This window comes from Rubrobacter sp. M3-4 (genome assembly GCF_059772285.1).
On record NZ_JCBAJP010000003.1, the window covers coordinates 128221 to 140791 of the forward strand.

The window sequence follows — 12571 nt, forward strand, 5'->3', positions numbered from 1 at the left end:
GCTCCTTTTAAGGTCTGCGTACGGTCAAAGCCCTAGGCGGAAGTCGCCCCTCGCTCTGCGAGGACGTGTCCCACGCAGTCCTCAAGGAGCCGGCGCAGATGCTCGTCTTCGAGGCGGTAGTAGGCCAACCGGCCCTCCTTACGGAAGCTCACCACCCCCCGATCCCTCAAGCGCTTGAGCTGGTGGCTCGCGGCGCTGATGGAGAGCCCCGCCACCGCGGCTACATCACAGACGCACAGCTCCTCCACCGAGAGGGCGTAGACGATGCGTGACCGCGTGGGGTCGGAGAGGAGCCCGAAGATCTCCGTCGCCCTCCGCGTGACCTCCTCCTCCGGCAAAGCCTCCCGAGCTCGCCGCACGGCCTCCGCGTGGATGACGTCCACCTCGCAGACGCCCTCGCTCGCGATCCGCTCCAGATCCTTCTCTTTGTCGTCGATCGCTCGCACGCGATACTCTCCTATAGTTGAACGACAATCGAAATAATGCTATACCGGCGCGTATGGAGCGTCAACTTGCCAGGGCGGCGCGATCCGCAGGAAGGCGGGCGGAGGCGGTCGGGTTCCGGTTCGGGGTTCCGGGCGGAGAAAGCCGGCGAGCGACCAACGACGGCGAAGAGGGAGCCGTTCGGGAGAGGAGAAAGAGCGGTGAGGACTTACACGGTTGGGGACACTATCACACTGGAGCTGGACCTGAGGGACTCAAGCGGCGTCTCCCGGGTCGATGCCCTTTTCAGGGAAGACGCGAGCGGTCGCGTCATATCCATGCACGGTGACGGCGGCGGAGAGAAAGAGGTGACCGTGAGGCTCGAGGTGGGGCTTACCGACGAGACCTTCCCCGGCGAGTACCGGTGCCGGTTCGTCGACGCTTACAACACGCGGGGCGGCAAGGACACCCACCACCCGGATATACGCTTCAGGGTCCAGATGTTCCCCGCCGAAGGCGGCGGGCCGGAGCTGGTGGAATGGCGCCTATCGTAGAGTCCGGCAAAGATCAAGTAAACGCCGGCATATGGTCAACATTGACAAAAAATTGAGCCGATCTGATCAGGACAACACCGTCTCGCTCCGATACATTTGCGTCGCAAGTACGAAGAAGGAGGCTCTTCGATGAGTGATGGTACCAAGACCGTGCTCGGCGCCCTCGGCGGTTTCTTGTTGTTGCTCGTCCTGCTGGCGATCCTCGCCGGCGGCGGCTTGTTCGGTGGTGGTTCGATGATGGGTCCCGGAGGCATGATGGACGACTGGGGGTGGGGTCCGGGTGGCATGATGGACGGCGGCCGGGGTTTCTTCGGGATACTCTGGACGCTCGTCCCGCTCCTGTTCTGGGGCGGGCTGATCGCATTGATCGTCTGGGCCGTAGTGCGCATCACCTCGGGTCAGGGTAGCTCCGACGACCATCGGGCACGCGCCGGATCGGCGGAGGAGATCCTGCGGGAGCGCTTCGCGCGCGGCGAGATCGACGCCGAGGAGTACGAGAGATCGCTTGAGGTGCTGCGGGGCGAAGGGAGTGCTTGAAAAGGGGTTTCTTCCAAGGCTGCCCAGGATCTTACGGCTGCGCCGGTATCCTCGCGGTGGCGCGGGTCGCCCTCTCAGCCAACCCGCGCCTGCGTAAGCGAACTGCGACTCCAGGACCAAAATCACAAGTCTCGCACCAGAACGTGAGACGTACGTACTGCTGAGAACCGTCACCCCCGCAAGGTTTCAAGGACCTTCTCGCGGAGTCGGGGTTTCTGCGAGACCACTCTCCACGAAGCCGCGTCCCCTTCGCGAGAGACCGAAGTAAGGCATCCCCGCTATGGGACGTTCTTCCGTAAGACCCCGGGCGGCGAGAGCGCGCAGCACGTCCTCGATCTCCGGCTGCGGATATTCGAGCAACGTGGCTACGTCGCAGGCGCAGAGGGTCGCCTCCGCGAGGCTTGCCAGTGTCCTGGCCTCCGTCGGGTCGCGCAGAAGGCCAGGGGCCGCTCCAAGGATCCGTTCGGCCACCGCTTCGCCGATCAGGACCGCCGCGACGTACTCCCCGGAGACCTCGCAGGTGAACGGCACCCGCCGAACCTCCCCCTCGCCGAGGCGCTCGCGCGCGGCTTTGGCCGCTTCCGGCAGCAGGCAACGGGTCGCGCAACCTCCCGTGTCAAGTATTCGGAACTTGCCTCGTCTGTCCACGGTTACACCTCCAGCTTCTCGCCGAGCTTCTTCGGGTCGAACCCGATGATGACCTCTCCACGGATCACGGTGGTCGGGGTCGCTTGAGATCCGAGCCCGGTCAGCTCTCTGAGAGCCTGCTCGTCTTCCCGGATATCCTTCTCGATGAAGAACACGCCTTTGTCCGAGAGCCACTTCTTCTCCCGCAAGCAGCCGGCGCAACCAGGCTGCGTGTAGATCACAACCTGTTTTTCGGCCATACTCTCTCCTTCGCTACCGGTCCTTTCGTACAAAGACCATCCCGTAGTGGTATGGGGGGAGTTCCATGACCCGCTCCAGCTCGAAACCGGCGGGCTCCACGACGGCCCCGGTCTTCTCGGGTGACATGCGCATCTCCGTGGCGGGGCCGCGGGGTTCGCCCAGTACGGACGTTTCTTCTCTCGGTATGGGGTGCCAGTTCACGATGGCGAACCTTCCGCCGGGTTTGAGCACCTCGAAGAGCGCGCGGGCCAACCTCGTTTGCTCCGGCACTCCGTGGAAGGTATTCGCCAGCAGCACGAGATCGACCGGCGCGGGGACGTGCTTGGCGATATCGCGGGCGTCGGCCAGGGCGAACTCGCAGTTGTTCGCCCCGTGGCGGGCCACCTCTTCTTTGGCCCGCTCCAGCATCCCGGGGTCCAGATCCAGCGCGTAGACCCTGCCCGGAGCCACCAACCGCGACAGAGGAGCGGTGAAGTAGCCGTCGCCGCAACACAGGTCGACCACACTCATCCCCGAGGAGATGCCCAGCTTCTCCAACACGCCTTCCGGGTCGGGCCACAGGGCGCTCCACCAGTCCCTGTCCGGCATGCCGGTGGCCGGGAAGGGGGACATTCGGCTTTCTTCCCGGCCCGGTCCACGACCGGCTCCGCCGGCGGGAGACATTACTTCCCTCCCCTCTCCGGCTTCGGGCGGAGCAACCTCAGGCCGTTGGCGATCACCACGAGGGCGCTCCCCTCGTTTATGGCGATGGCCGGCACCAGGCCCACCAGGCCGAGGAGCGCGGTGGGTACCAGCACCGCGACGAGGCTCACGGAGAAGAAGACGTTCTGGCGGATCGTTCGCGTCGCCCGGCGCCCCAAAGAGAGCGCCTCGGCCAGGCGCCTCAGGTCGTCGTCCATCAGCACGATGTCGCCTGTCTCGCGGGCCACGTCGGTGCCGCGGACTCCCATGGCGATCCCGAGGTCGGCCCGGGCGAGGGCGGGACCGTCGTTGATGCCGTCGCCGACCATCGCGACCCGGTGGCCCCGCTCCTGCAGCTCCCGGACCACCCGGATCTTGTCGTCGGGCAAAAGCTCGGCGTGGACCTCGTCTATGACCGCCTGCCGGGCGAGCGCCTCGGCGGTCCGGCGGTTGTCGCCGGTGAGCATGACGACGCGCTTTACGCCCCGCTCCTTGAGCAGCGAGACGGCCTCCGCGGCTTCCTCACGCAAGGGGTCCTGGATGCCCAAGACGCCGAGGATCTTCCTGCTCTTCCAGACAACGATCGCGGTTTTTCCTGCGGACTCGAGGTCCGCCACGGCCCCGAGTTCTCCTGTGGGGATGTCCTCCTCCGCAGCGAGGCGCGGGCTGCCGACGAAGATGCGCTCGCCTTCCACCTCGGCGACGGCCCCGCGTCCCGTAAGGGCCGAGAAGCGCTCGGAGGTCGGGACCGCGAGCCCTTCTTTTTGCGCCCGGCGCACGACGGCGGCGGCTATGGGGTGCTCGGAACCGGCCTCGACCGCCGCGGCGAGCCCGAGCAGTTCCTCGCGGGAGACGACACCCTCCGCCGGGACGACGTCGGTGAGCTCGGGTTGACCGGTGCTCAAGGTCCCAGTCTTGTCGAGGGCCACCGTATCCACGCGGGCGGCGGCCTCCAGGTATGCTCCTCCCTTGACGATCAGGCCGCGACGAGCCCCGTTGCTGATCGCGGCGAGCGCGGCCGTCGGCACCGAGAGCACGAGCCCGCAGGTGCAGGAGATCACCAGCACCACCAACGCCCGGTAGAACCAGGGCTCGAAAGGCTGGGCGAAGAGGAGCGGCGGTATGGCCGCCACGAGCGCGGCCAGGGCGAACATAGCGGGGGTGTAGACGGCCCCGAAGCGCTCTCCGAAGTTCTCGTAGCTCGACTTGTGGGCGCGAGCCTCCTCCACCGTGCGGATGATCTGGGCCAAAGTCGTCTCCGAGGAGGCGGCCGTGACCCTCACGGTGAGGACGCCATTCAGGTTCATCGTCCCGGCGAAGACCTCGTCGCCTCTCCCCTTGTCCGCCGGCATGGACTCGCCGGTGATGGGCGCCTCGTCCACCGCGGAGCCGCCCTCGACCACCTCGCCGTCCAGGGGGATCCTGGTCCCGGGCTTGATCCGGATCAGGTCTCCGGTACGCACCGCCTCCACGGGCACGGTCTCCTCCATTCCGCCCTGGCGCACCACGAGTGCCGAAGGCGGTGCCAGGTCCATGAGTGCCTTGAGGTTGCGCCGGGCGCGGTCGGTGGCGTAGACCTCCATCACCTCCCCGAGCGAGAAGATGACCACCAGGCTCGCCGCCTCTTCCCACAGCCCCAGCCACAGCGCCCCCGCGCTGCCCACGACCAGAAGCGTGTTGATCGTGATCCTCTTGCGCTTGAGGGAAGCGTAGGCGCTGCGCGCGGGCGCGTAGATACCGACGAGGATGGACGCGCCGAACAGAATTCGTGCCAGGAGCTCCCCACCTCCGAGCCTGTCGGCCAGGCCGGTCCACTCGAAGACGAGGCCCAACATGAGCAGCGACGCCGAGAGAGCCAGAAGCACCTGCCGGGTCTGCCTCCACCAGGGCCTGGGCTCCTCTCTTGCCGGCGTATCCCCGGCCGGTGGCGCCCCTGCGGCCGCAGCCACAGAACCGTTCGGGCTCCGGGAGCCCTGCGGCCTGACCGCCCACCCTTCGCTCTTCGTGATCCTCCGGATGGCCTCCGTGTCGGCCTCGCCGATCACCGTCAGCCTACCGGCCACCGGGTTGAAGTCGGCCTCCTCTACACCCGGAAGATCCGCTATGGCCTCCTCGACCTCCCCGGCGCAGTCCAGGCAACCAGCGCCCTCGACCTCGTAGACCGCCACCCGTCCGTCACCGCCGCCGTTTCCATCCTCCACGGGCGGCCCTACCTCCCGCTCTTCGAACCGCTCTTTCAAACCGTCTCCTTTATGATCAAGGAAATTTGATTAAATGAGTGTAAACGGACCGCCGAACGCGCGCCTTATGAACTTATGCGGTCAACGCCTCGTTACGTTCGTGCGTCGCCGAGAAGAGCAACCCGAGCCGCTCCAGGAGCCTCGGGTCGCGCAGGCTGTAGTGGCTCCAGGTGCCGTGCAACTCGCGCTCCACGACCCCCGCTTTGAGCAGGACCTTCAGGTGGTAGGAGACCTTCGATTGGCCGAGACCCAGGAGCTCCTCGAACTCGCAGGTGCAGAGGTCCTCTCGCTGCTCCAGAAGGCGGACCATCTGCAGCCGGATCGGGTCTCCGAGAGCCTTCCCGTAGGCCGCCAGGGCCGACGCCTCCCCCTCGGGGAGCAGTTGCAGGTCCCCCCGCCGCACCCTGGGTATCTCGCTGTAGCACTCGTCCAAGCCGAACCACCTTTTTATCAAATTTACTTGATTAATAACGACCAGTGTAGCTCTCCTCAGGGGAAAGTCAAGGATCGCCCTCGTCGTCAGCGAGGAGCCGGGACCGAGCGCGCCGCCGGCGGGTGGAAAGACGCACAGAGCCGAGGCACCGGCAACGACCACCCGGGTACGGGCAGCGAGCCGGGCACGCGGCGGGCCGGGAAACGACGAGGCGCGCACCACCACGGCCAAGAGGCAACAGGAGCGGACGACAGCGTCAACGCCGGGGGCGCAGCCCACGCGCACCGATCCACCTGCGGCAAGGACGGCAGAGACAAGCGGCGCCACCGGGAACGGGGAGCCGTGCCGGGAGCCCGCGAAGGCCACGACGCCGGATAGGGGGAACGGGTGTGCGGTGGAGGAAATCATGTGTTGCCTGCCTGGGGGCGTAAGGGGCCGGGGGACGGGGATGTCAAGGCCAGGGCACGGCCGGTATGGAGAGCCTCGACACCCTGAAAGGGCGGCGAAGCCGTCCCCGCCCTGCCGGTGTAGCCTTCTGGGGCGCTGGCAACACATCGTCTCCATCAGGCTCCAGACGCTGGTCTCGAAGTTGGTGGGAACCCTCGCTCTGCATCCTCAAGGTGGTCTGGGGCGGGGTGCCGGCCGTCAGGACGGCTCTCCGCCTTGCCGCGTTCCGCTATAGCTGATCATTGGTGGAGGGCCGGGGTCGGCTTTAGCCGACGGCGGACCGTGCCGGCGAGGATGATCCTGCGTAGCGGCGAGCGCAAGCTGGCCGCCATACCGAGTCTCGCCCGCTACGGACGAGAGGCGCAGGGCCGGGGGCCGACCCTCGGGGGCGGCCTGCGGACCGTCACGCGGAGTTGCGCCTTCCACCCTTCCGCGGCCGGGAGAGCGCAGCCCGGGGTGGGTGCGCAGACCCGCCACGGGAGTCTGGTGTCGCCTAATGGCTCCCGCCTGTGAAGCCTCCTCGCAACGGCGTTAGCCCGTCAGGGAGTGTCCACTTCGGGACAGGCGCTCCACAATCCCGCGCCCCTCTCCTCGGCCTCTTCCCTTGCTCGCTCGAACTCGCGGCGGTAGGTGTGGGCGAAAGTCGTGGTGCGGGCGAGCCCGAGTTCGATAAGGTCTTCGTTGAAGAGGCGCTCGTAGGAGCCGTCATCGTTCGCATCGATGTAGACGTAGGCAAGAGTACGGCCGTAGGCGTCCTCGGAATCTCCTATGCGCGGGATCTCCAGCCTCACGAGACGGCCTTCGCGCACGACCTCACCTTCTTCGTTGATCTGGCGCTCGTAGAGGACCTGCTTCGTGTAGTCAGATGCCTGCGGTCCAAAGCAACCTATAGGCTGGTCAGGCGCCACGGTCTCCGGGGTGTCCACGCCTATGAGACGCACGGGAGTAGTGCGGCCCTGGGTCTCTACCTCTATGGTGTCGCCGTCGGTCACTCTGGTCACCTCGCCGTAGAGCTGGTCGGAGCCACCCATGCGGTAGATCAGGCCGTCGAAGCCTACTCGCGAGACAGGGTAGAAGAGCAGCGCAAATATGAGGGCAAAAGCAACGAAGACACGTTCGGAGTTGCCACCGCTGACGACGCGGTACTCGTCGCGACCAGGGAAGACGGCGATCAGACGAGAGGGCCAGAAGAGCTGCACTCCTCCTAAAGTCATCATGTCGACGAAGAGGTGAGATCCGTAGCCCACCCCCACGGCGATCATCGTGGCAGGCTGGCCGGTGATCCACCACAAAAGCGAGCCGAGAGCAGCCGTGACGAGCACGAGAGCCAGTAAGCTGTGTAGGAAGGAGCGGTGCCCGAAGGCGCCATACAGATCCTCTGAGACGCTGCCGAGCTGGTGGCCGAGCCAGCTCTTGGGGTAGTCGGCGTCGGGCAGGACGGAGCAGACGGCAGCCGCCAAGACCGAGGGTATCTCGTAGTGGAAGTCGAAGACGGCGGAGGCGGCGAACAGGCAGCACTCGCCGAAGACTATGTGGGTAGCGACCTTCACGGCATGCTCCTATTCGTCCCTGGGCCTCTGCATCTTGAAGAAGAAAGGCCTGAGGCCGTACATGAGGGCGAAGGCTATGCCGGCGAGGATGTAGAGGCTCTGATCGTCCAGGCCCAAAGAGACGTAGCGGACGGCCATAGCGACCGCTGCAACAACGAAGATGACGGGAGTCATGTCTATGTAGCGCCTCTCGTCTTCGAGCCTTAGCTCCTCCACCTCGGCGCCGAGCCTCTCTATGGCGGTACGTCCCGTGCCGGCGAGATGGCCTTCCACGACGATGCGCTTACCCCTCACTATCGGGCCGAGGACGTGCTCGATCTCGCCCATGGAGGAGCGGTAGAGGGCTCGCTGCAAGCCGGCCTCGTCCACGTCGCGGCCCCTCACCTCACCGAGTTCCTTCGGGTCGAGCAGGCCAGCGCGCCACGCTTCGAGCGCCAGGTGGACCAGCGCGGCCTTCCTCGCGCCCGCCGGTATACGGAAGTCCTCGCCGACACCCCCGTCGATCCCGCTCTGGTGACGGTAACGGCGGGAGGTGTCGAAACCTCGACCCGGGCGGCCGGCTCTACCCGTCGAGAAGTCAGGGAAGCTGTTACCGCCGGAGGGACGGCGACCGTCCCTGCCGTTGCTCTTTGAGGTGTCGAAGTCCAAGCGCCTCGCCTTCTCCCGCCCGTGCGTGTGATCTTCTCTCTTATATAGGGTTTCTCACACACGGATACGCCCTCTTCCGGCACGGACGGCTACGTCTCCATCGTGTCGGTGCGGACGCGCCTTACGGCGTCCTCGCTGAAGCCCGCGTCCATGGGCTTACCTTTTTCCAGGCGGCCGAGGGCCTCGGCCAGCAGGGCCTTCACCATCCCGGCGCGCTGCCTCAAGGACGGAGGTCTGCCCTCGTAAGCGTACCGCAGGGTTATCTTCAGACCGCCCTCCCGGGCGCGGGACACGCAGACGGATAGGAGACGTGCTCTCAAGGGACCGGTCCGTTGCCGCGGACGAGCCGAAGACGGGGACATCTCTTCGGCAGTACCTCTGCCAGCGCGGCCTCGTTGTCCCGCACCAGCCGCATCAGGCGGTCGGCGTGGTCGGGGTTCAAGGACTTCAGGCCCTCGACCACTACCCTGTAGCCTGCCGGCCGCTCCGCGTCAGGTTCGGCATAGGCTTCGAGGCCCAGGAAGCAGAGCTTGCGGTAGAGGGTATTGACCTCCCTGCGGCGGACCACCTCGTCGTAGCTGCTCATGCTTCGCTCCTTTCCCGGCGGCGGTACGCCTTCGCATCCTCCAGCACCCAGGGCGGGCACCCGGACACCGCGACCTCGTGCCACTCGCCGGTGGTAGGGTCGTGCAGGGCGACGTAGCCGGGCTCTCTGGCCCACCGGATCACGAGCCCCCGGCGGTCCGCCTCCTCCAGCCTGCGGCGCTCGCGTTCGAGGTGCCGGATCAGGGCTCGCTTGTGCTCGCGGAGGACGGCGCGCAGCTCGTCGGTTGCGGCGCCGGCGGGAGCGTCTACGCGCAGCGTGAGGCCGCTGGCTTCCAGACGCACGTCGCGCGTACGCAGCTCCTCAAGCAGTGCGCGAGCACTCATAATGTGAACCTCACGCGCCCGTCTTCGTCCGGGGCGTGCAGGCGTGCACCGTTTTCGGAGGGGTATGCACCCCCTCCCCCGCCTTCCTCATCGCCGTTCGACGGGGGGAGGGGGGGGTCTATCCCCCCGTTTTCGCCTGCACGCTTGCACGCTTTCAATGCATCCGGAGGCGGCAGTATCTCCAGGTCCTCGGGCAAGGGATCTCCGGGCACCAAGCGGGAAGGCTTGCGGGGGTTATCTTCGAGATCTCTGAGATAGCCCTGTTCTCTGGCTGTCTTGATCCTGCGGGAGGCGGCGGAGCGGTCGAGCTCCAGCTCCCGGGCGACCTCTGCCACGGTCACCGGCTCGGAGTTCCCGGCGTGCAGGCGTGCAACGGCGTGCACGGCCTCGCGCACGCCTTTGGGCACGGTTGCTTCGATGCCTTCGCTCACCAGGTCGGCCACCAGTTCCCTGACGGCGACGTAGTCGTCGAGGGTGGCGACGATGCGGCCGTCGGCATCCTTCTCGCGAGTGGCCTGGTGCAGGACGGCATGGGCACGGATCAGATTCAGGACCGCACCGAAGTCCCGGCGCAGCCTGACGGCCACGGGCGGGACCAGCTCGGCGAGATCCCCGGCGTAGGGGATGACGACCTGGCGTTCGGCCGTCACCAGCCACTCCTGGAGGGCGAGCCAGGGTTTGAGGTCTGGCTCGCCGATCCTACCCCTGGCCAAAGCCCGCAGCACGTTCCTGGTCTGCTCCTGGGTGTCGGCGACGGTCAAAGAGAGCAGGCGGGTCTCGTTCTCGGGGTGGAGCTTGACGGCGGTGGTGGTGACGATCAGGCCCGTGGGGCCTTCCCGCTCTATGAGGCGGGGCCTTATGCCGTCTTTGGTGCTCTCGACCGTCTCGTAGCGGACGCGCCCCTCAGAGAGCAGAGAGCGCATCAGGTAGGTGGCGAAGTCGCCGCTCATGCCCTCGGCCTCGTAGATCACCAGGAAGCGGTGCTTTATGGGCTCTTCGGAGTAGGCGAGCGTCCGCTCGCTCATCGCGGTTAAAGCGTAGTAGGCGTCCTCCGGGAAGAAGGAGAGGACACGCTCCACAAGGTAGGTCTTGCCGCCGGAGGACGGCCCCTTGACCGCGATACTCACGATTCTCTCCAGGAGACGGCTCGTGAGGGCCAGGTAGAGGAGCTTCGCGGCCCGGCTCTCGCCGGCGACGCCGGAGCGCCCAAGCTCGGCGGCGAAGCGGTCGAGTATGCGTCCCTCGCGGGCCAGACCCTCGCAGGCTTCCCGGACTTCACGGGCACGGGCCTCGGCCCGCTCCTTCTCCTGGTCGATCAGAGTCGCCGCGCGCCCGAAGGCGGCCCGCAAGTTCTCCAGGAAGCGGGTAGGATCGGACAGGTGAAGCTCGCTGACGTCCTTCGCTCCGTCGAGCTCCACGAAGCGTAGCAGGTCCCGGATGCCCGAGGCGGCGAGCCTCTCCTTCAACATCTCGCCTCCCTCGTCCGGCTCGATCACGGCGTAGACCTTCCCGATCCCTTCGAGGTGCGCCGCCCACTCCTCCTTCCAGTTGGAAGCGCCGGGGACGCCCAGCGCCTCGATGCCATGGTGCCAGAGGGTGTGGCAGTCGCTCTCGCCCTCGACCAGCACGACGTAGCCGGCCTCCCGGACGCGCTCCATGCGCCACAGGCCGTAGAGGGTCGGCTTCGAGCCCTTGCGCCACCGGAAGCGGTTGTCGCCCTGCGGAGACTTCTCCAGGGCCAGCCGCAGGCGCACGGCTCCCTCCCGGCCGTCCTCCGTGAGGTACGGCATCCGCACAGCCTTCGTGCCCATGTAGCTGACGGTCGAGAGGCCGAGCTCCCGGAGAAACTCCACGGGCAGTTCCTTGGCCCCGGCATAGGCTTCGAGGGTGCAGGGAGGTTGCGCCATTGCACCCGGTTGCGCGGGGTCGCGCAATCCCTTTTCCCGCTTATCTTCGCCCTTTACAGAGCGGGGTTGCAGCGTTGCAGTCCTATACGGGGGGAGGTTACTCCCCTCCTCCACTCCGCGGCCGTTCCGGGAGAACAGGTCGCGCCTGCGAATTCCCCGCTCTTCCAGGGCCGACAGCACTTCGTCCTGCGAGCAGCCGGCAAAGCAGTGGAGCAGGACGCGGCCGTCCTCTGCCTCCTCGACGCGCAGGTTGGGGGTGTTCCTGTCGTCGTGGGCCGGGCAGAAGGCCAGGTACTCGCCTCGATGGTCGGGACCCCTGTCTACCTCCAGGACCTCCAGCACGCGCTCCAGCGGCCTCACGACGCCCTCCTAATGGCGTCTCCTGGGCGGGTGTATCACGTAGACGACCCGTCCCTGGATGATCGTCTCCTCATCGGGCACGACGATGTCCTCGTGCTCGCCGTTCTCGGGCTTTAGCCGCAGGTACTTACCCTCCCGGTAGAGCCTCTTGACGGTGACCTCCTCGCCTCCCCGAAGCAGCGCCACCACTACCGCCCCGTCGGGCGGGTCCTCGTCCTCCTCGACGACCAGAAGGTCTCCGTCCTCGATGCCGGCTCCGGTCATGCTCTGCCCGACCACCCGCAGCGAGTAGCGTTCCCTGCCTGAGGGGGAGTAGAGGAGTTCTGCGGGCAGAGAGAAGGTTGTGCTCTCGTCCACGATGGCCTCGAACCCGCGCCCGGCGGCGATCCGGCCCAATAGAGGCGTCCTCCCCGCCACCTCCCAGCCTGTAGGGGTGAGCCTCAGGCCCCGGGCCTTCCCGACCTCCCGCTCGACGTAACCGGCCTCTTCGAGCTTCTTGAGATGCTTGTGGGCGGTCTGTGTGCTCCTCAAGCCCACGGCCTCCCCCACCTCCTTCACGCTCGGCGCCCCCTCGCCCCTGGCGGCCCTGCGGGCCAGGTAGCCCAGGATCTCCAACCTCTTCTCCAGGTTCTCTCGCATCGCTTATGTCCCTCCCCGAAGGCGTATTCGAGGGTACTGTAGACGATCCTGGCCTTGACCGCAAATGTGTATTTGTACTACAGTAGGGAACAGGACAGAAGAGGGGAGTGTGGGTGAACAGGGAGCGAGAGTGGCTGAAGGTACCGGAGGTGGCGGAGGTCCTGCAGATCGCGCGCAGCCGGGCGTACGAGCTGGTCGGCTCGGGGCAGATCCCATCGGTGAGGATCGGGCGCAGCGTCCGGGTGAGCCGCAGGGAGCTCGATCGCTGGCTCGAAGAGCAACGCTATCCGGAAGCCAGGCGGAAGTAGACCCGTCGGGGAGGATCCCTACCTCG

General features: G+C 66.6%; 16 protein-coding genes. 3 read left to right on the forward strand and 13 right to left on the reverse strand.

The genetic code is table 11. The annotated features are described in order from the left end of the window. Positions 1-32: 32 nt before the first annotated feature. Entirely contained in the window at positions 33-446 is a 414-nt protein-coding gene (locus AC6EKW_RS04525; protein ID WP_207890325.1) for an ArsR/SmtB family transcription factor, read from the reverse strand. A gap of 198 nt (positions 447-644) precedes the next feature. Here AC6EKW_RS04525 and AC6EKW_RS04530 point away from each other — a divergent pair, with 198 nt between their 5' ends. Continuing rightward, positions 645-977: a hypothetical protein gene (locus AC6EKW_RS04530; RefSeq protein ID WP_219975194.1), complete on the forward strand. Its 333-nt coding sequence runs from the start codon at positions 645-647 to the stop codon at positions 975-977. 129 nt (positions 978-1106) lie between these two features. Further along, complete coding sequence (locus AC6EKW_RS04535; RefSeq protein WP_219975195.1) at positions 1107-1514, forward strand: SHOCT domain-containing protein; 408 nt, start codon at positions 1107-1109, stop codon at positions 1512-1514. A 186-nt stretch (positions 1515-1700) separates the two neighbouring features. Here AC6EKW_RS04535 and AC6EKW_RS04540 read toward each other — a convergent pair whose 3' ends face one another. The 12 genes from AC6EKW_RS04540 to lexA all read right to left on the reverse strand — a co-directional run bounded on the left by AC6EKW_RS04540 (position 1701) and on the right by lexA (position 12237). Beyond that, on the reverse strand, positions 1701-2162 hold the full coding sequence (locus AC6EKW_RS04540) for a helix-turn-helix domain-containing protein (RefSeq protein WP_132689216.1): 462 nt from the start codon (positions 2160-2162) through the stop codon (positions 1701-1703). Positions 2163-2164: 2 nt separating this feature from the next. Beyond that, entirely contained in the window at positions 2165-2401 is a 237-nt protein-coding gene (locus tag AC6EKW_RS04545) for a glutaredoxin family protein (protein WP_143527114.1), read from the reverse strand. Positions 2402-2414: 13 nt separating this feature from the next. Further along, a complete protein-coding gene (locus AC6EKW_RS04550) occupies positions 2415-3014 on the reverse strand; it encodes a class I SAM-dependent methyltransferase (protein WP_197735547.1) in 600 nt (199 codons plus the stop codon). A 50-nt stretch (positions 3015-3064) separates the two neighbouring features. After that, positions 3065-5323 carry a heavy metal translocating P-type ATPase gene (locus AC6EKW_RS04555; RefSeq protein WP_498513798.1) on the reverse strand — a complete coding sequence of 753 codons (2259 nt, stop codon included), beginning with the start codon at positions 5321-5323 and terminating at the stop codon, positions 3065-3067. Between the two features lie 73 nt (positions 5324-5396). Further along, positions 5397-5756 carry an ArsR/SmtB family transcription factor gene (locus AC6EKW_RS04560; RefSeq protein ID WP_165874163.1) on the reverse strand — a complete coding sequence of 120 codons (360 nt, stop codon included), beginning with the start codon at positions 5754-5756 and terminating at the stop codon, positions 5397-5399. Positions 5757-6742: 986 nt separating this feature from the next. Next, entirely contained in the window at positions 6743-7753 is a 1011-nt protein-coding gene (locus AC6EKW_RS04565; RefSeq protein WP_498513799.1) for a metal-dependent hydrolase, read from the reverse strand. 9 nt (positions 7754-7762) lie between these two features. Beyond that, complete coding sequence (locus AC6EKW_RS04570; protein ID WP_498513800.1) at positions 7763-8401, reverse strand: hypothetical protein; 639 nt, start codon at positions 8399-8401, stop codon at positions 7763-7765. 89 nt (positions 8402-8490) lie between these two features. Continuing rightward, positions 8491-8721 carry a hypothetical protein gene (locus tag AC6EKW_RS04575; RefSeq protein WP_228033595.1) on the reverse strand — a complete coding sequence of 77 codons (231 nt, stop codon included), beginning with the start codon at positions 8719-8721 and terminating at the stop codon, positions 8491-8493. After that, positions 8718-8987 (reverse strand): hypothetical protein, encoded by a 270-nt coding sequence (locus AC6EKW_RS04580; protein ID WP_132689193.1) that lies wholly within the window; start codon positions 8985-8987, stop codon positions 8718-8720. Before AC6EKW_RS04580 ends, AC6EKW_RS04575 begins: the two co-directional genes overlap by 4 nt. After that, complete coding sequence (locus tag AC6EKW_RS04585; RefSeq protein ID WP_132689191.1) at positions 8984-9331, reverse strand: TubC N-terminal docking domain-related protein; 348 nt, start codon at positions 9329-9331, stop codon at positions 8984-8986. The genes AC6EKW_RS04580 and AC6EKW_RS04585 overlap by 4 nt, the downstream gene beginning before the upstream one ends. Further along, positions 9328-11598: a hypothetical protein gene (locus AC6EKW_RS04590; RefSeq protein WP_498513801.1), complete on the reverse strand. Its 2271-nt coding sequence runs from the start codon at positions 11596-11598 to the stop codon at positions 9328-9330. The genes AC6EKW_RS04585 and AC6EKW_RS04590 overlap by 4 nt, the downstream gene beginning before the upstream one ends. Before the next feature lie 9 nt (positions 11599-11607). After that, the gene (lexA, locus tag AC6EKW_RS04595) at positions 11608-12237 is read right to left on the reverse strand and encodes a transcriptional repressor LexA (protein ID WP_132689185.1); all 630 of its coding nucleotides are present in this window, start codon (positions 12235-12237) and stop codon (positions 11608-11610) included. A gap of 113 nt (positions 12238-12350) precedes the next feature. On the opposite strand from lexA, the gene AC6EKW_RS04600 reads away from it, so the two are divergent. Continuing rightward, positions 12351-12545: a helix-turn-helix domain-containing protein gene (locus AC6EKW_RS04600; protein WP_132689182.1), complete on the forward strand. Its 195-nt coding sequence runs from the start codon at positions 12351-12353 to the stop codon at positions 12543-12545. Positions 12546-12571: the final 26 nt, after the last annotated feature.

Coding starts and splice junctions, on each gene's coding strand:
- AC6EKW_RS04535 (WP_219975195.1), top strand. CDS start 1,107: ATGAGTGATGGTACCAAGACCGTGCTCGGCGCCCTCGGCGGTTTCTTG.
- AC6EKW_RS04545 (WP_143527114.1), bottom strand. CDS start 2,401: ATGGCCGAAAAACAGGTTGTGATCTACACGCAGCCTGGTTGCGCCGGC.
- AC6EKW_RS04550 (WP_197735547.1), bottom strand. CDS start 3,014: ATGTCCCCCTTCCCGGCCACCGGCATGCCGGACAGGGACTGGTGGAGC.
- AC6EKW_RS04580 (WP_132689193.1), bottom strand. CDS start 8,987: ATGAGCAGCTACGACGAGGTGGTCCGCCGCAGGGAGGTCAATACCCTC.
- AC6EKW_RS04585 (WP_132689191.1), bottom strand. CDS start 9,331: ATGAGTGCTCGCGCACTGCTTGAGGAGCTGCGTACGCGCGACGTGCGT.
- lexA (WP_132689185.1), bottom strand. CDS start 12,237: ATGCGAGAGAACCTGGAGAAGAGGTTGGAGATCCTGGGCTACCTGGCC.